The organism is Streptomyces sp. NPDC002537, assembly GCF_053594975.1.
This window is the reverse complement of sequence record NZ_JBSFWT010000005.1, coordinates 35661-51668: the sequence shown is the minus strand read 5'-3', so window position 1 is coordinate 51668 and position 16008 is coordinate 35661. Positions and strand designations below refer to the sequence as shown.

Annotated in this window: 16 protein-coding genes; 9 read left to right on the top strand and 7 right to left on the bottom strand. The window is 71.8% G+C overall.

What is annotated here, in order from left to right; all coding sequences use genetic code 11:
- Positions 1-243 precede the first annotated feature (243 nt).
- On the top strand, positions 244-864 hold the full coding sequence (locus ACWD4A_RS03810; protein ID WP_451189069.1) for a hypothetical protein: 621 nt from the start codon (positions 244-246) through the stop codon (positions 862-864).
- 123 nt (positions 865-987) lie between these two features.
- Here ACWD4A_RS03810 and ACWD4A_RS03805 read toward each other — a convergent pair whose 3' ends face one another.
- Positions 988-1230, bottom strand: coding sequence for a DUF6372 family protein (locus ACWD4A_RS03805; protein WP_451189066.1), 243 nt, complete (start codon positions 1228-1230; stop codon positions 988-990).
- A gap of 197 nt (positions 1231-1427) precedes the next feature.
- Between ACWD4A_RS03805 and ACWD4A_RS03800 the strand changes: the two genes are divergently transcribed.
- Complete coding sequence (locus tag ACWD4A_RS03800) at positions 1428-1634, top strand: cold-shock protein (RefSeq protein ID WP_451189063.1); 207 nt, start codon at positions 1428-1430, stop codon at positions 1632-1634.
- A gap of 57 nt (positions 1635-1691) precedes the next feature.
- On the opposite strand, the gene ACWD4A_RS03795 is transcribed toward ACWD4A_RS03800, so the two are convergent.
- Genes ACWD4A_RS03795 through ACWD4A_RS03785 form a run of 3 tightly spaced genes read right to left on the bottom strand, consistent with a single transcriptional unit; the run spans position 1692 to position 6032 of the window.
- Positions 1692-2861, bottom strand: a complete 1170-nt coding sequence (locus tag ACWD4A_RS03795) for a MalY/PatB family protein (protein WP_451189060.1) — start codon at positions 2859-2861, stop codon at positions 1692-1694.
- Positions 2862-2910: 49 nt separating this feature from the next.
- On the bottom strand, positions 2911-5292 hold the full coding sequence (locus tag ACWD4A_RS03790) for a glycoside hydrolase family 65 protein (RefSeq protein WP_451189057.1): 2382 nt from the start codon (positions 5290-5292) through the stop codon (positions 2911-2913).
- Positions 5289-6032 carry an HAD family hydrolase gene (locus ACWD4A_RS03785; RefSeq protein WP_451189055.1) on the bottom strand — a complete coding sequence of 248 codons (744 nt, stop codon included), beginning with the start codon at positions 6030-6032 and terminating at the stop codon, positions 5289-5291. Before ACWD4A_RS03785 ends, ACWD4A_RS03790 begins: the two co-directional genes overlap by 4 nt.
- A gap of 99 nt (positions 6033-6131) precedes the next feature.
- Between ACWD4A_RS03785 and ACWD4A_RS03780 the strand changes: the two genes are divergently transcribed.
- The gene (locus tag ACWD4A_RS03780; protein ID WP_451189052.1) at positions 6132-6644 is read left to right on the top strand and encodes a hypothetical protein; all 513 of its coding nucleotides are present in this window, start codon (positions 6132-6134) and stop codon (positions 6642-6644) included.
- A 66-nt stretch (positions 6645-6710) separates the two neighbouring features.
- A complete protein-coding gene (locus ACWD4A_RS03775) occupies positions 6711-7184 on the top strand; it encodes a hemerythrin domain-containing protein (RefSeq protein WP_451189049.1) in 474 nt (157 codons plus the stop codon).
- Here ACWD4A_RS03775 and ACWD4A_RS03770 read toward each other — a convergent pair.
- Together ACWD4A_RS03770 and ACWD4A_RS03765 are read right to left on the bottom strand one after the other, a co-directional pair.
- On the bottom strand, positions 7157-8890 hold the full coding sequence (locus ACWD4A_RS03770; protein ID WP_451189047.1) for a glycosyl hydrolase family 18 protein: 1734 nt from the start codon (positions 8888-8890) through the stop codon (positions 7157-7159). The genes ACWD4A_RS03775 and ACWD4A_RS03770 overlap by 28 nt on opposite strands.
- A 148-nt stretch (positions 8891-9038) precedes the next feature.
- The gene (locus tag ACWD4A_RS03765) at positions 9039-9443 is read right to left on the bottom strand and encodes a hypothetical protein (protein WP_451189044.1); all 405 of its coding nucleotides are present in this window, start codon (positions 9441-9443) and stop codon (positions 9039-9041) included.
- A 154-nt stretch (positions 9444-9597) separates the two neighbouring features.
- Between ACWD4A_RS03765 and ACWD4A_RS03760 the strand changes: the two genes are divergently transcribed.
- From ACWD4A_RS03760 to ACWD4A_RS03745, 4 genes are all read left to right on the top strand, one after another.
- Positions 9598-10179: a TerD family protein gene (locus tag ACWD4A_RS03760; RefSeq protein WP_451189041.1), complete on the top strand. Its 582-nt coding sequence runs from the start codon at positions 9598-9600 to the stop codon at positions 10177-10179.
- A 193-nt stretch (positions 10180-10372) separates the two neighbouring features.
- On the top strand, positions 10373-10903 hold the full coding sequence (locus tag ACWD4A_RS03755) for a DUF6542 domain-containing protein (RefSeq protein WP_451189038.1): 531 nt from the start codon (positions 10373-10375) through the stop codon (positions 10901-10903).
- Positions 10896-12461, top strand: a complete 1566-nt coding sequence (locus tag ACWD4A_RS03750) for an LCP family protein (RefSeq protein ID WP_451189036.1) — start codon at positions 10896-10898, stop codon at positions 12459-12461. The genes ACWD4A_RS03755 and ACWD4A_RS03750 overlap by 8 nt, the downstream gene beginning before the upstream one ends.
- Before the next feature lie 105 nt (positions 12462-12566).
- The gene (locus ACWD4A_RS03745; RefSeq protein ID WP_451189033.1) at positions 12567-13220 is read left to right on the top strand and encodes a transglycosylase SLT domain-containing protein; all 654 of its coding nucleotides are present in this window, start codon (positions 12567-12569) and stop codon (positions 13218-13220) included.
- 54 nt (positions 13221-13274) lie between these two features.
- Here the strand turns inward: ACWD4A_RS03745 and ACWD4A_RS03740 are convergent, their stop codons facing one another.
- Positions 13275-14909, bottom strand: a complete 1635-nt coding sequence (locus tag ACWD4A_RS03740) for a M4 family metallopeptidase (protein ID WP_451189030.1) — start codon at positions 14907-14909, stop codon at positions 13275-13277.
- Positions 14910-15324: 415 nt separating this feature from the next.
- On the opposite strand from ACWD4A_RS03740, the gene ACWD4A_RS03735 reads away from it, so the two are divergent.
- Positions 15325-15756: a hypothetical protein gene (locus ACWD4A_RS03735; RefSeq protein WP_451189028.1), complete on the top strand. Its 432-nt coding sequence runs from the start codon at positions 15325-15327 to the stop codon at positions 15754-15756.
- Positions 15757-16008: the final 252 nt, after the last annotated feature.

Here is a 16008-nt window from a genome sequence, read left to right as displayed (position 1 = left end):
GTGCTGGATCGCCGTCGGTGCTCCTGGCGTGCGGCCGCTGCCCGGCCGTGGGCGGCACCCGACCGCCTCCACACACCCTCCACACCGGCCTCACCAATAATTCTCGGCCAACTCGCAACACCGCTGCAACAGTGTCACGTGGCTCACACCTGCTCCGGAAGTCACATTCCGGTTGTCGGGGCTGGCCGGTCCTGATCGGGCGGTGCAGCCAAGGGTGAGGGCCTCTGTCTAATCTCCGTCGCCATGCGCAGAACAACATTGGGACGGCTCAGCCTGTCCGCAGCCCTCGCGTCCGTCGTCGCCCTGCTCGGTACGGCCCAGTCGGCCTCCGCCGCACCGGTCGATCCCATGAGCATCACCGTGGACAAGGCGTCCGCGACTCCCGGCTCCACGGTGAACATCACCCTGAAGTTCACCAACGACCAGACGACGAACGCCCAGTTCGTCTACCAGTCGATCCAGCCGACGTACAACACCCAGCAGGACCCGGCCCTGAAGTACGCGTTCACCACCTGCACCGGTGACACGACCTCCTGCACGGTGCCGACCAAGCAGAGCGGCGCCGTCGTCTACAACGCCCCCGTCCTGCCGGGCGCCACCCGCACCGTGACCATGAGCTACCAGATCGCCGCCGACACGGCGTGCGGCCCGTCCCGGCGGATCGAGTTCTACACCTACCTCTACTACGAGTACCAGGGCGGCCAGGCCAAGAAGGACGGGCTGTACCCGGTGGGCGCCACCGACATCGCGTGCAAGACCACACCGAACGCGAAGCCCGCCGCCGCCCCGCAGCACGCGAAGCCCGCGGTCGCGCGGGCGGAGCTGGCCCAGGCGCGGCGCGAGCTGGCCCACGTGAAGCGCTGAGGCACCGGCCCGGAGCATCGTCCAGGCGCCGGACCGCGCCGCCCCGCCGAGCACGTCGGCGGTCACGCGCCACCCGGCACGGCGACAGCCGGAAGTTCGGTCCGGCTGTCGCCGTGCGGCAGGTCAGGCGGCGGACCACCGGTGCCACCGTGCCTGCGCCGCGTCGAAGCACGGGCCGCAGACCGGGAAGGACACCTCGCCCAGCACGGGGAGGTGAAAGGTGAGCCGCAGGTCGGGGCAGGCGTCCTCCGAGCACACCTGATGGCCGCGATGGGCGACCGCGCACAGACAGTGGCAGGCCTCGATCTGCTCCATCGAGGCGATCTGCTGGGAGGAAACTCTCCGTGGCCCCGCGAAGACGGCCATGGGCCGATTATAGGTCGAATACGCCTTTCCGGCCCGGCCGGAAAGGGGAGTCACGTTCACCGCTCGCCCCCGCATTCCCCCCGGAGGGTGAACGAACGGCTCCGGAGCGATTCCACCGCCCCTGAGCAGGGGAAAGTTCGGGGGCTGGAACCGGTGCGTCGAAGTCGTGCCGGCGGCAAGGAAGAAGGAAAGCGCACATGGCAACAGGCAAAGTGAAGTGGTTCAACGCGGAAAAGGGCTTCGGCTTCATCGCGCAGGATGACGGGGGCCCGGACGTGTTCGTCCACTTCTCCGCCATCCAGAGCGCCGGCTTCAAGGAACTGCGCGAGGACGACCTGGTGGAGTACGACGTCGTCCAGGGTGCCAAGGGACCCCAGGCGGAGAACGTCGTCGTCCAGGACTGACGGCCGGGAGCGGGTCGGGGCGGTCGCACGGTTCGACGTGCGGCCGCCCCGCCGGCGTCAGAGGCGTCGGTCCAAGGCCCGCCGCATCCTGCCGACCGCCTCCGTGAGGATCTCCGGCGAGGTGGCGAAGTTCAGCCGCACATGCCCCGCACCACCCGTACCGAACGGCACCCCGCTCGTCAGCGCTGTGCGCCCGCGTTCCAGGAAGACCGCGGCGGGGGAGTCCCCGAGCCCCAGCGAACGGCAGTCCAGCCAGGCCAGGTACGTCGCCTCCGGCGGCGCGTACCCCACCCCCGGCAGGTGCTCCGCCAGCAGTTCGGCGAGCAGCCGCCGGTTCTCGTCCAGCCCCGCCAGTACGGCGTCGAGCCACTCCCCGCCGTGCCGCAGGGCGGTGGTGTGGGCGATGACGCCGAGGTGGCTCGGGCCGTGGCTCACCTCCCCTGGCAGCCGGGCGAGATCCTCGGCGGCACCGGGGCCCGCCACGGCCAGCGCCGCCTTCAGCCCGGCCAGGTGCCAGCCCTTGGACGCCGACATCAAGGAGAACGCGCTCTCCGCCCCGGGCACCGACAGATAGGGCACGAAGCGCGCGCCCGGCAGCACCAGCGGCCCGTGTATCTCGTCGACGACGACCCGCACGCCATGACGGGCCGTCAGCTCCGCTACCGCCGCCAGCTCGTCCGCGGTGTGCACCGCCCCGGTCGGATTGTGCGGGCTGCACAGCAGGAACGCGGCCCGCCGCCCGCCCGCCACGGCCTCCCGGCACGCCGACTCCAGCGTGTCCGGGTCGATCCGGCCCGCCCCGCCCAGCGGCGCCTCGACGATCCGCCGGTCCATGTGCTCGACGAACGCGTAGAACGGCGGATAGACCGGGGAGTTCACCACCACGGCGTCCCCGGGCCGGGTGATCAGCTTGAGGACCTCCACGATCCCCAGCATCACGTCCGGCACGATCGCCGTGCGCTCCGCCACCACCCCGTCCCACGCCCACCGCTCGCGCGCGAAGGCGGCCAGCGCCTCCGCGTACCCCGCGCCGTCGGCATAGCCCGTGTCGCCCCGCTCCATCGCCTCCGTCACCGCCCGCACCACGGGCCCGGCGACCGGGGCGTCCATCTCGGCGACCCACAGGGGCAGCACGTCCGGCGGATGGGCCGTCCACTTCGCGCTCGTACGCAGCCGCAGCTCGTCCAGGGAGAACCGGCGCAGCGGGTTGGTCTCTTCACCAGGCATGGGAACCATTGTGCGCACCGCCGTCAACCCGCCCCGGGGGAACGGCGGATCAGGTCCGCCGCTCACCGTCGGGCCGGGCCGCCGCCCAGCCGCGGTGAGCGGGCCGCCGGCCCGCGGGCTGGCCCGGCTCGGGCCTGTCGGGCGTCGTCGGCACCTTCCTGGCCACCGGCTGCTCACGCGTCATCACCAGCCGCTCCGCGTAGTGCCCGACCTCCAGGGGCTCGCCCTCCAGCAGGGAGTACGTCACGGTCTCACCGGTGATCTCGACCCGCAGCCGGCGGCGCAGCACCTGCACCGTGAAGCAGATCCGCCCCAACTGCTCGGGCAGCCTGGGCGCGAACGAGACCGTGCCGTCCCGGTGCCGCATCCCGCCGAACCCCGCGACCAGCGCGATCCAGGTGCCCGCCAGCGAGGCGATGTGCACCCCGTCCCGCGTATTGCTCTCCAGGTCGGAGAGGTCCATCATCGCCGCCTCGCCGAGATAGTCGTACGCCAGCCGCAGATGCCCCACCTCCGCGGCCATCACGGCCTGTACGCACGAGGACAGCGAGGAGTCCCGGACGGTCAGCGGATCGTAGTACGCGAAATTCCGCGCCTTCTCCTCGTCCGTGAACGCATCGCTCCGCAAATACATCGCGAGCACCAGATCCGCCTGCTTGATCACCTGCTTGCGATAGATGTCGAAATACGGGAAGTGCAGCATCAGCGGATACTGGTCGGGGCGCGTCCCCGCGAAATCCCAGTGCTGATGACCGGTGAAGTCCGCCGACTGCTCGTGGACCCCCAGCGTCTCGTTGTACGGCAGCGTCATCCGCGACGCCGCGTCCCGCCAGGCCGCCGTCTCCTCGTCGTCCACGCCGAGGCCGGCCGCCAGATCGGGATGGCGCTCCGCCACATCCGCGGCCGCACGCAGGTTCTGCTGTGCCATCAGGTTGGTGTAGACGTTGTCGTCGGCGATCGCGCTGTACTCGTCCGGGCCCGTCACCCCGTCGATGTGGAACTGCCCCTGCGGATCGTGGTGCCCCAGCGAACGCCACAGCCGCGCCGTCTGCACCAGCAGCTCCAGCCCCACCTCACGCTCGAAGGTCTCGTCGTCCGTCGCGTGCAGATAGCGCACCACGGCGTCCGCGATGTCCGCGTTCACATGGAACGCCGCCGTCCCCGCGGGCCAGTACGCCGAGCACTCGTCACCGTCCAGCGTCCGCCACGGGAACGCCGCCCCCTCCAGCCCCAGCGTCTTCGCCCGGTTGAGCGCGGCGGGCAGCGTGGCGTGCCGCCACCGCAGCGGCTGCGCCGCCGCCAGCGGCGCCGTGCAGGTCAGCACCGGCAGCACGAAGGTCTCGGTGTCCCAGAAGCTGTGCCCGTCGTACCCCGGCCCGGTCAGCCCCTTCGCCGCGATGGCCCGGCACTCCGCCCGCGCCCCCGCCTGCAGGACGTGGAACAGCGCGAACCGCACCGCCTGCTGGATCTCCGCGTCCCCGTCCACCTCGACGTCGGCCCGGTCCCAGAACTCGTCCAGATACGCCCGCTGTTCGTCGCACAGCCCCTGCCAGCCCGTGCTGGTGGCACCCGCCAGCGCCGCGTCCACCTGGTCGTGCACCGCGGGCAGCGACCGCACCGCCGACCAGCCGTACGCGACCGTCTTCTCCAGCCGCAGCCGCTGCCCCGGCCGCACCACCGACGTCACCGTGAACCGGCTCAGGTTGTCGCTGCTCTGCGAGTACGTCCGGGGCTTCTCCGGCCCGTCCACCGTGTGGATCGCGGCCGCCGCCACCCGCAGCCCGCTGCGCTCGGTCCGGTGCACCAGCCGCAGCGTTCCTTCCTCGGCGAAGTGCTCCTCGGGCACCAGCGGCGACTCCAGCACCGCCGCCACCCGGGGGTCACCACCCGCCTTGGGCAGCTGCTCGTTGGCGACCAGCTCCGACTGCAGCACGATCCGCACCTCGGCGTCGACCGGCTCGACCTCGTAGGCGACGGCCGCGACCGCCCGCTGGGTGAAGGAGACCAGCCGTGTGGAGCGCACCCGCACCGTCCGGCCCGAGGGCGACGTCCACTCCACGGTGCGGGACAGCAGCCCCGAACGGAAGTCGAGCACCCGCTCGTGCCCGAGCAGCCGCCCGTACCGCAGGTCGAACGGCTCGTCGTCGACGAGCAGCCGGATCACCTTGCCGTTGGTGACGTCGATGACGGTCTGGCCCGACTCCGGATAGCCGTAGCCCGCCTCGGCGTACGGCAGCGGCCGCAGCTCGAACACCCCGTTGAGGTACGAGCCCGGCAGACCGTGCGGCTCCCCCTCGTCCAGGTTGCCGCGCCAGCCGATGTGCCCGTTGGCCAGGGCGAACACGGACTCGCTCTGCGGCAGCACCTCCAGGTTGAGCTCGGTCTCGCGCAGGCACCAGGGCTCGACCGCGTACGCCGGATGGGTGATCACGCGGAACCTCCCAGCAGTTGCCCCAGGTCCTCGACGACCACGTCCGCGCCATGGCTGCGCAGCGCGGCGGCCTGCCCGACGCGGTCCACGCCGACGACGAGGCCGAACGCGCCCGCCCGCCCGGCCTCCATGCCCGCCAGGGCGTCCTCGAAGACCGCCGCCTGCGCGGGCTCCACCCCGAGGTCCCGCGCCGCGGCCAGGAAGGTGTCCGGGTGGGGCTTGCCCGGCAGCCCCCGCTCGGCGGCCACCACACCGTCCACGCGGACCTCGAAGAGGTCGTCGATGCCCGCCGCGACCAGCACGTCGTGGCAGTTGGCGCTGGAGGAGACCACCGCCCGCCGCAGCCCGGCCGAACGGACCGCGTGCACATAGCGGACCGAGCCCTCGTACGCCTCCACGCCCATCTCTTTGATCTTCTGGAGGACGATCGCGTTCTTCCGCGTCCCGAGCCCCTGCACCGTGTCCCGCTCCGGCGGGTCGTCGGGGCCGCCCTCGGGCAGCGTGATGCCCCGCGACGCGAGGAAGGACCGGACGCCGTCCGCCCTGGGCATCCCGTCCACGTACTCGTCGTAGTCCGCGACCGCGTCGAACGGCCGGTAGTCCGGCCCGTCGCGCAACCGGAGGAACGCGTCGAACATCTCCTTCCACGCGGCGGCGTGCACCGTCGCCGTGCGGGTGAGCACGCCGTCGAGGTCGAACAGACAGGCGCGGATGCCGGAAGGAAGCCCGAGGCTCGTCACCCGGCCATGATGCCTCGTCGGGAGCGGAAGCGCGCGCGTTCCCTGCAGGACCGTGCAGGCCCGTGCGGAACGCGCGCATCCGCACCGTAAAGTGATCAAATGACCCGAGCCGTTGATGCCGTCGAGGCCGCCGCGATCGCCCTGGGCCAGGGCGTCTGGATCCCCCATGGTGAGGAACAGGCGCTGGGGAGCGCCCTCCTCGCCCACCGCGACGCTTTGGAACCGCGCCTGCTCCCGGACATGCCCGCGAGCCGTGACCCGCAGGGCTGGGTGTCCCAGCACGTGCTGTGGCTGGAGGACGTGGCCGCCCTCGCCGCCACGCTGCGCGACCAGTGGTACAGACGACTGCCCACCAGCCACATGACCGCGCTGGTCTCCGCCTACGCCGACCAGGCCGGCGCCGCGATACCGCTCGCGGACCGGCTGCGCGCCGCCTGGGACGCGGAGCCGCCCGGCACCCTCACCCAGGAACAGGTCGCCTGGTGGGAGGAGTGGCACGTGCCGGCCGCGGAGCGGCAGCAGCTCGACGCGGTGACGCACCGTCTGATCGTGATCGGGTCCGTGGTGGTCGCGGCGGTCACGGGGGCGTGGCAGGGGGGCGGCGGGTCCTGACCCGCGCCCCGTGGTGCGGGGCGGCCGGGAGGGCGCGAGAATACGGGTGACCGGAAGGGGCACCCGATGGCACGTACCGACATCATCACCGAGCTCGAGGCCGACCACCGGGTGCTCGAGGCGCTGTTCCAGTCGATCCACCGGACCCGCCTCGAGGACGTCGGCCGCGAGGACCTCCTGGAGGAGGTGGCCGCCGAGCTGGCCCGGCACTCGGCGGCGGAGGAGCAGTACCTCTACCCGGCCGTGCGCGCCCGGCTCGCCGAGGGCGACACCTTCGTCGAGAAGGAGTCCGGCGGCCAGGAGCGCCTGACGGCCATGCTGCGTGGGCTGGAGTCGAGCACGGTGTACGAGCCCGGCTTCGACGCGCGCGTCCGCGCCCTGGAGCGCGAGGTCGGCCAGCACGTCCGGCACGAGGAGCACGACGTCTTCCCCCTGATCCGCAAGGCCTTCCCGCCCGACACGCTGTGCCGCCTGGGCGAGGAGGTCCGCCAGGGCAGGGGCGGTGACGGCGGTCAGGTGAGCGAGAAGTCGTCCGCGTAGACGCTGCCCTGGCCGTACCAGCCGTGGACGTACACCGTGACCTTGCCCGTCGCGTCGGTCGTGAAGGGCACGGTCAGCCGGGTCCACGCGTCGGACGACGCCCACTGGCTCGCCGTCGCCCCGCCGGCGACCCCGATGTAGGCGTAGTCGCCCCGGACCCAGCCGGTCAGCGTGTGCGCGGAGTTGGGCGCGAGGGTCACCGTCTGCTCGCACTGGCCGGTACGGTCGGCGGCCGGCGCGACCTGGAGGGCGTGGGCGCCCCCGTGCACCGGTGAGCCGACGACCGTGCTCCCGGTCTGGCACGACCAGGGGCTCACGCTGCCGGTCTCGAAGTCACCGTTGACGAGCGGCCCGGTGCCGCCGGGACCGGTGACGGTCAGGGTGTACGTGGCGGTGTGCGTGCCCGACGGGGCGGTTCCGCGGACGGTGACGGGGTAGCTGCCGGGCGCCGCGGCCGCGGTGGTGGTGACGGTCAGGCGCGCGGAGGCGCCGGCCGTCACGGAGGCGGGGCTGAGCGAGACGGTCACACCGGCGGGCGCCCCGCTCGCCGACAGGTCCACGGTCTGGGCGGTCCCCGCGACCACGCCGGTGTTCACCGTCGCGCTCGCCCCGCCGCCCGGGGGAACGGACGCAGAGGAGGGGGAGACGGAGAGCGAGAAGTCGGGTGTCGTCGGGGCGCCGCCGCCGGTGAAGGGCGCGAAGGCGTGGCTGAAGTACCAGGTGTCCTGCGCGATCCCGGAGCAGGAGTCGGAGCCCTTGGTACCGGGGCAGCCGCCGTTGTCGCGCTGGAGGGCCCAGAAGGAAAGGGTGTTGATGCCCTGCGAGACCGCCCAGTCGTAGACCTTCGGCGCGTCCTGGGTGGTGAAGGTCTCGGCGGGGCCGTAGTCGTCGATGCCCGGCATCTCGGTGACCCCGGTCATGGCCCACAGCTCGGCGGACGACTTCGCCGGGTACAGCCCGGCCAGCTGCCCGTGCAGGCCCTCGGCGGCGCTCCGCGTGTCGGCGGCCATGTCGTGGGTCGCGCCGTCGTAGTAGTCGAACGTCATGATGTTGACGACGTCGACGCGGGCGCCGGCGGCCACGGCGCCGCGCAGCACGGCGAGCCCGCTGTCGGCCAGTCCGTGGGTCGTGGTGGGCAGGGTGTACGAGAACTGCAGGGGGCGCCCGGTGCTCGCCGCCCAGTCCTGCACGATTTTGATCGCCTGGTTCCGGCGGTCGATCCCGGCGCTGTTGGTCAGGGAGTTGTCCTCGATGTCGAGGTCCAGCCGGGTCACCCCGTAGGTGGTGACGAGGTTCTCGTACGCGGCGGCGATCTTCCCGACGTCCGTGCAGCTGTCGGCGAGTTCGGTGCCGCCGTTGTCCGCGGCGTAGCCGCCGAAGGACGGGATGACGTCGCCGCCGTTGTTCCGGATGGTGGTGAAGTCGGCGCCGAAGACGGACTGCGACACGGGCTTGCTCGTGTCGCCGTTCCAGTAGGGCGTGCAGGAGCCCTTCGCCTCGGTCTGGAGGAAGGCCATGGTCAGGTACTTCGCGCCCGACTGCGCGGACAGCGCGGCCGGGCTGCCGGACGTCCAGCTCTCGAAGTAGGGCGCGAAGACGTGGGCGGGCAGGGGTGCGGCGGCCGTCGTGCGCGCGGGCGGGGCGCTCGCGTGCGCCGTACCGCCACCGCTCAGCGCCAGCCCGGCGGCCGCCGTGGCGAATGCCATGAAAAGGGTGTGAAAGGTGGGTATTCGTCTCATCGATGCTCCCGGTGAGCCGGTCGTGCGTGACAGGTGGGGGACCGGTTGCGCGGTGAACATCGTTGGACTGGACCAGAGTTGCGTCAAGGGTTCGGACGCGACGGTCCCGCGGGGGTCAGTTCACACGGACCGTGGTCACGGGGGAACTCCGCAGTTCGTCCGGATGGGGGTCGTCCGTGGTGTCGAGGCCGTACAGCACCCCGCGGAGCTGGAGCACCCCGGGGTGCTGGGGGCGTACGGCCGTCTCGACCGTGGCCCAGGCGCCCGAGGCCGCCGTCCTGCCGCACCCCACCGTGTGCCACGCGCCGTGCCGGCCGCCGCGCTCCAGGACGCAGGCGCGCAGGAAGCGGGCCGCGTCGTCGCCCCCCTCCCCGCTGACGTGGACGGTCTGGCCGGTGCGCACGGGGTGCGCGGGCGCGGCGATGTCCATCACGCCCTTCGCGGACGCGGGGGTCGCGCCCAGTGCGAGCGCGGCGGCCGCGAGGATTCCGGCGGCGGTGTACGGAATTCGACGTTTCATGTCGGAGGTCACCCACCTCTGCGTTGACGTGAACTCGGGGGAGCGGACGGCGTGTTGCGGGCAAGGGGGACGGGAAAGGTCTGTCCGGACCCCGCCGCGTTACACTTTCATGGTTGCGCAACCATTTAAGTGACCCGATGCGTGGAGGTAATTCATGGGTGTGACCTTGGCCAAGGGCGGCAACGTCTCCCTGAGCAAGGAGGCCCCGGGGCTCACGGCCGTGGCGGTCGGCCTCGGCTGGCAGTCGCGCACCACCACCGGTGCGGACTACGACCTCGATGCCAGTGCGCTGCTGTGCGGCGCGTCCGGCAAGGTCGTCTCCGACCGTCATTTCGTGTTCTTCAACAATCTCGCCAGCCCCGACGGTTCCGTGCAGCACACCGGCGACGAATTGACCGGCGGCACCGGCGCCAGCGACGACGAGACCATTCACGTGGACTTGGCGCGCGTCCCCGCCGAGGTCGCCAAAATCGTCTTCCCCGTCTCCATCTACGAGGCCGAGCTCCGGGGCCAGGCGTTCGGGCACGTGCGCAACGCCTATATCCGCGTGGTCAACCGAGCGGACGACCGGGAGCTGGCCCGCTACGACCTCACCGAGGATGCCTCGACCGAGACGGCGATGATTTTCGGCGAGCTCTACCGCCACGCTAACGAGTGGAAGTTCCGTGCCGTCGGCCAGGGTTACGCCTCCGGCCTGCGCGGCATCGCAACGGATTTCGGGGTCAACGTCGGCTGACGGCCGATCAGCGCGGGTGCGCGAGTACCCGTACGGTGTCGTGTCTGTTCGCGGGTTTCCGGTACGCCCATCCTGTTGTCGGGTCGGATGAGCACTCTCGGCTGACCTATGACCAACACTTGCTATATTGCGCAACTGAGCAAGTAGAGCGGCCGTCGTGCGCGGCGGCCGCCCGAACGGATGGGGAGCGCGCATGGCCGGCAGGCGGATCGAGACCCGGGGGGAGAGGGCGGGGCGGCAGGCCACGCGGCCCCGCACCGCACCCCATGCGCCCGCGCGGGTCCCGGGGCCGAGAACCGGCCGGAAGCCCGCGCGGAGCGCCGCCGGCCCCCGGGGGCACGGACCCCGGCCCGCGCTGCTCGTCTCGGCGGCGCTGCTGGCGGTGGGGGCCGTGCTGGACGAGGCGTTCGGCAGCGGGCTGGGCTGGATCTTCGCGCTGGCGGCGGCCGCCTCCGCCGCGCTCGCCGCCGTGGCCTGCACCGGCGCGCAGACCTGGTGGGCGTTCGCGCTGCCCCCGCTGGCCATCGCCGTGGTGGCCTTCACCGCACGGCTCCTGCTGGACTCGTCCGCCACCGGCGCCGACACGACCACAGCGATGGCCACGGCGCTGCACTGGGCCATCGATTCCTTCCCCGCCATGGCCGCCGCCGAGCTCTCGGCGCTCGCGGTCCTGACGCTGCGTACCGTACGGTCCAGGCGATACAGGAGGGCCGTCCATGCGTGACCGACACCGTTCCGCCGACCGGGCGCCGAGCCGCCGTGACACCCACGGCCGCGGCCGCGCCGGGCGCCCTGTGCGCGCCGCGGCCGCCGCCCGGCTCGCCGTCTGCCTGACCTCGGCGGCCGTCATGCTGACCAGCGGCGTCGGCTGGTTCGCGTACCACTGGCTGAACAACGGGCTCATCACCTCCAGCGCGCTGGACGCGCTCCGCAAGGGCGCGCCGCCGAAGCTGGACGACTCGGTGAACCTCCTGCTGATCGGCCTGGACAGCCGCAAGGACATGGACGGCAACGACCTCCCCAAGGAGTTCGTCCAGCAGGAACTGCACGCCGGATCCAGCGAGATCGGCGGCTACAACACCAACACGCTGATCCTGATGCACATCCCAGCGGACGGTGGCAAGGTCACCGCCTTCTCGATCCCCCGCGACGACTACGTCGAGATCGCGGGCGGCCGCGGGGAGCACAAGATCAAGGAGGCGTACGGCATCGCCAAGGCGGAGGCGGAGGACAAGCTCACCGCCCAGGGGGTCAAGGGCGCCGAGCTGGAGCACCGGAGCCGGGAGGCGGGCCGGGAGGCCACCCTGGCCACCGTGCAGCAGTTCCTCGGGGTGCCGATCGACCACTTCGCCGAGGTCAACCTGCTGGGCTTCTACGACATCGCCAAGGTGGTGCAGCCGGTGCAGGTGTGCCTGAAGAAGCCGGTCCACGACCGCTACTCCGGCGCCGACTTCCCCGCCGGGCTCCAGGAGCTGAACGCCCGCCAGGCCCTCGCCTTCGTACGGCAGCGGCACGGTCTGACCGGCGGCGACCTCGACCGGACCCACCGTCAGCAGGCTTTCATCTCGTCCGTCACGCACAAGCTCAAGTCCCAGGGGGTGTGGGGCGACCTCGGCAAGCTCCAGGGGCTGTTCGACGTCGTGAAGAAGGACGTCGTCATCGACGACCGATGGAACATTCTGGACTTCGCCCAGCAGGCCCCCAACCTCACGGGCGGCAACGCCGAGTTCCACACGCTGCCGATCGCCGGATTCGCCACCCGAAAGGGGGAGGCCGTCAACCTCGTGGATCCCGTGAAGGTGAGATCCCTCGTTCAGGCGATGATCGGCCATCAGGTGCCGGCCCCCGACGCGCCGTCCGTGCCGGAGAAGAGCGTGGCGCCCGTGGACGCGGCGTCGACCACCGTGGACGTGCGGAACGCCTCGGGCACGCCGGGCGCCGCCGCGGGCGAGTCCAAGGCGCTGGCGGCGCTGGGCTACCGCACGGGCCAGGTCGCCAACGCGCCGTCCTCCCGTACGACCTCCGTCGTGTACGGCAAGGGCTCCGAGGCGGCGGCCCAGCGGATCGCGGCGCAGCACGGGGTGAGCGCCACCCCGGACCTGACGCTCTCCGCCGGACGCGTCGTCGTGACCCTCGGCGTGGGCTTCACCTCGTCGCCCCCGCCCTCCCCCTCGCCCCACCCCTCCGGCGGTGACGCGAAGGCGGGCGAGCCCTCGCCCGTGCCGTCGGACGCCTTCCAGGGCGAGGCCGTCAAGATGGGCGGAGTGCCCTGCGTCGAGTGAGGGCGCGCGGCCGCCGTGGAAGGCGGCGGTGGCGCGGCCGGGAGTCCGGGGGACAATCGGTGGGGACGGCCACCCGGAGCGGTGGCGCGGGCGGAAGGAGCGAGCGTGCGGCACCCCTGGAAGCGACGGATACGGCTCGTCGCCGTGGCCACCGTGACGGTCGCCGCGGCGGTGGCGTGCGGCGGGCACGGAACGGCCGCGGACCCCACGCGAGGCCCGTCGCCCGCGGCCAGTGGCACACCCGGCCCGAACGCGTCGAAGGCCGCCGGGAACCAGGACGTCGCGCAGTGGGCCCCGCAGGTCACCACGTACGCGAAGAAGGCGGCCGTCGACCCCCGGCTGCTGATGGCGATCCTCTACAACGAGTCCTACAAGCCGCACGACCCCGAGCTGGAGCGTGCCTGGCAGCGGCTCAAGCCGGACTCCGCCTTCGGCATCGCGAACATGCACAAGGCGGCGTTCGACGACACGAAGTCCGGCCGCTTCGCCGACCGGGACTGGCAGGAGCTGCCCGACGACCCGAAGCTGGCCGTCGAGGCCGCCGCGTGGTACCTGCACGACCTGGCCGCCCAGCTGCCGTCGTCGCGCTCCGGCACGTACACCGAGAACGAACTGCTGGCCCTGGGGTACAACGCCGGCGCCGGGAACATGCTGGCGTTCGCGCGGGGCGCCGAGCCCGGCTCGATGGCCCGGTCCTATCTGGACCGCCTGCACCAGAACTGGGGCAAGGCGGGCGAGGCCGTCGGACAGCGGGAATGACGGCGAGCCGCCGGACCCGCATCCGGCGGCTCATCGTCGTACCCCCGCCGGACGTCAGTTGACGTTGACGGCCGTCCAGGTGGCGGCGACGGCCTGGTACTCGCTGCCACCGGTGCCGTAGAGGTCGCCCGCGGCCTGGAGCGTGGCCTGGCGGGCCGCCGCGTAGTCCGTGGTCGACGTCATGTACGTGGTCAGCGCCTTGTACCAGATGGCGAGGGCCTTGTCGCGGCCGATGCCCGACAGGGTCGACCCGTCGTAGGTCGGGCTGTTGTACGTGAAGCCGTTGATCGTCTTCGAGCCGCTGCCCTCGGACAGCAGGTAGAAGAAGTGGTTGGCGATGCCGGACGAGTAGTGCACGTCCACGGTGCCCGCGTCCGCGCTCCAGTAGTCGAGCGAGGAGCCGTCCTTGCTGGGCTGGTCCATGTAGCGCAGCGGCGTGCCGTTGCCGTTGATGTTGATCTGCTCGCCGATGAGGTAATTGGCGGGCACGTTGGGGTTGTTGGCGAAGAACTCGACGCCGGTGCCCATGATGTCGCTGGTGGCCTCGTTGAGGCCGCCGGACTCGCCCGCGTACTCCAGGCCGGCCGTGGCGGAGGTGACGCCGTGCGTCATCTCGTGACCGGCCACGTCGAGCGCGGTCAGCGGGTTGCTGTTGCCCTGGCCGTCCCCGTACGTCATGCAGAAACAGGAGTCGTCCCAGAACGCGTTCACATAGCCGTTGCCGTAGTGGACGCGGGACGAGGACGCGACGCCGTCGTTGCGGATGCCGCTGCGGCCGAAGGTCTGCTTGTAGAAGTCCCAGGTCTCCTGCGCGCCGTAGTGGGCGTCGACGCCGGCCGTCTGCCGGTTGCTCTGGCTGCCGTTGCCCCACGTGTCGGTGGAGTTGGTGAACAGCGTGCCGCTGCCGGACGTGCCCTGCTTCATGTCGGTGGTGCGGTGGCCGCCCCGGGTGTTGTCGAGCATCTGGTACGAACTGCCGCTCTTCGTCGTGCCGATCGTGACGCGGCCGTTGTACTGCCCGGTGCCCGTGCCGGTCTCGATGCCGTCGAAGGAGTACAGCTTCTTGCCGGTGTTGGCGTCGGTGATGATGTGCAGCTGGCTGGGGGTGCCGTCCTTCTGGACGCCGCGCACGATCGACTCCCAGGCCAGCACGGGGGTCCCCTTGGCCGCCCAGACGACCTTGCGCGAGCTGCTCGGGTCGGCCTGCGCGGACTTGACGTCCGAGGGGGTGGCGCGCAGGGCGCTCTTCTGTGCCGTGGCGGCCGGGATCTTCGGGGTGGTGCTCGGCACGGCGATCGACTTCGACGTGGCCTTGGTGACGCTCTTGTGCGCGCCCTTGACGTGGACGACCAAGTCGCCACCGAGCACGGGCAGTCCGTCGTACGTCCGCTCGTAGCGGGTGTGCACGGTGCCGTCGGCGTCCCTGACGACGTCCCGGACGACCAGCTTCTCCTTCGCCCCGAGCCCCAGCGAGCGCGCGGTGTCGGTGCTGCCGTGCTGCGCGGCGGCTATGAGCGCGGTGCGCTGCGGCACGGACAGGGCGGCGGCGGAGGCCGGGTGCTCCGCGGTGGGTGCGGCTCCGGCGGTGCTCACCTGGACGCCCGCCGCCACCAGGGCGGCGAGGGCGACGAAGGCGGCGCTGTTCCGCGTGCGGCGCGAGGGACAGGCGATGCGGGGGGTTGATCTCACGCGAACTCCTTCGGCTTGGCTGCTGGTGACAGCCCGCTGTTCGGCGACACGGATGCGTCGCCGAGTATGGCGTGGGTGCGGTGGTACACACGGCGCTCTCCGATGCAGGCCGTGTTGGAACCGAGGCGAGCGTGCCACCGAATCCCCGAACTTGGCAGGTTCACGGCGAAGAGTTGGCCGTGAGTTGACCGATGGGCGTACATCCGCGTCCGGAATGCGGAATCCGGCCCGGGTGGCCGGATGTGGACCCTTGCGCTCCGATCTCCCGGTGTCCCGTGCTCGCCCGTGCGGGTGATATCTCGTCACCCGGTGACGCCGGACAGCGGCCGCCGCCCCCCGGCGCGCGACCATGCCCGAGTGGGGGTTCGTACGCATCGGCCCCAGCCCAGACCGTTTCCCCTTGCGTGGAGGTGCCGTGTACACCACCGAGCCAGTCGCCGTGCCACTTCATCCCTCGCCCCAGGAGGACCAGCTGGCGGAGGACTACGCCAGCCTCCTCGGCACCGTCTCCCGCATCGACCAGGCCGTACGCGACGGTGCCTGGGAAGCCGTACGCGACGAGCTCGACCAGCTCATCAGCGCCGCCGAGGACATGTGGGCCACGCTCTCCGACACCGACGACGAGGAGGAAGTCGACCGCTACCAGGCGCCCGTCACCGTCTCCGCCGACCCGGCCACGGTCCGCAGGCTGGTCGCCCTCTACGCCGAGCCCCACTTGGTCGGACGGCTCCTCCACCCGGCCGCACCCGAGACTCTCGCGGGCGACGCCCCGCGCGCCGCCGCCGCGGACGGGGCACGCCTCGACGAGGGCGTCCCGGCCGGGGGGTTGTCGGCCGTCACCCCCTGACCCGGAGCGTTCCCGCCGGGCCTCCGGGCCCGCCGCCGGGGCCGGAGGGCGGCCTCCCCTCCGGCCCCTTTCCCGAAGCCCCCGGAGCGGAATCGCTCCGTTCTTTGCCTTCTTTGTCTCTTTGCCTGCTTGAACTCATCTGAGTCATGCTTCGCCGGGCCCGGCTTCGCCACCTACCACTGGACGCGGCCCGTCATCGCGCTGAAGCTCTGCGTCTTCCCCGGACCTGTGGGTCACCCGGCTGCCCGGCGG

Excerpts from the sequence above, each read along its gene's own strand:
- ACWD4A_RS03765 (WP_451189044.1), bottom strand. The coding sequence starts at position 9,443 with ATGAAACGTCGAATTCCGTACACCGCCGCCGGAATCCTCGCGGCCGCC.
- ACWD4A_RS03750 (WP_451189036.1), top strand. The coding sequence starts at position 10,896 with ATGCGTGACCGACACCGTTCCGCCGACCGGGCGCCGAGCCGCCGTGAC.
- ACWD4A_RS03805 (WP_451189066.1), bottom strand. The coding sequence starts at position 1,230 with ATGGCCGTCTTCGCGGGGCCACGGAGAGTTTCCTCCCAGCAGATCGCC.
- ACWD4A_RS03760 (WP_451189041.1), top strand. The coding sequence starts at position 9,598 with ATGGGTGTGACCTTGGCCAAGGGCGGCAACGTCTCCCTGAGCAAGGAG.
- ACWD4A_RS03780 (WP_451189052.1), top strand. The coding sequence starts at position 6,132 with ATGACCCGAGCCGTTGATGCCGTCGAGGCCGCCGCGATCGCCCTGGGC.
- ACWD4A_RS03770 (WP_451189047.1), bottom strand. The coding sequence starts at position 8,890 with ATGGCATTCGCCACGGCGGCCGCCGGGCTGGCGCTGAGCGGTGGCGGT.
- ACWD4A_RS03755 (WP_451189038.1), top strand. The coding sequence starts at position 10,373 with ATGGCCGGCAGGCGGATCGAGACCCGGGGGGAGAGGGCGGGGCGGCAG.
- ACWD4A_RS03795 (WP_451189060.1), bottom strand. The coding sequence starts at position 2,861 with ATGCCTGGTGAAGAGACCAACCCGCTGCGCCGGTTCTCCCTGGACGAG.
- ACWD4A_RS03810 (WP_451189069.1), top strand. The coding sequence starts at position 244 with ATGCGCAGAACAACATTGGGACGGCTCAGCCTGTCCGCAGCCCTCGCG.
- ACWD4A_RS03775 (WP_451189049.1), top strand. The coding sequence starts at position 6,711 with ATGGCACGTACCGACATCATCACCGAGCTCGAGGCCGACCACCGGGTG.
- ACWD4A_RS03800 (WP_451189063.1), top strand. The coding sequence starts at position 1,428 with ATGGCAACAGGCAAAGTGAAGTGGTTCAACGCGGAAAAGGGCTTCGGC.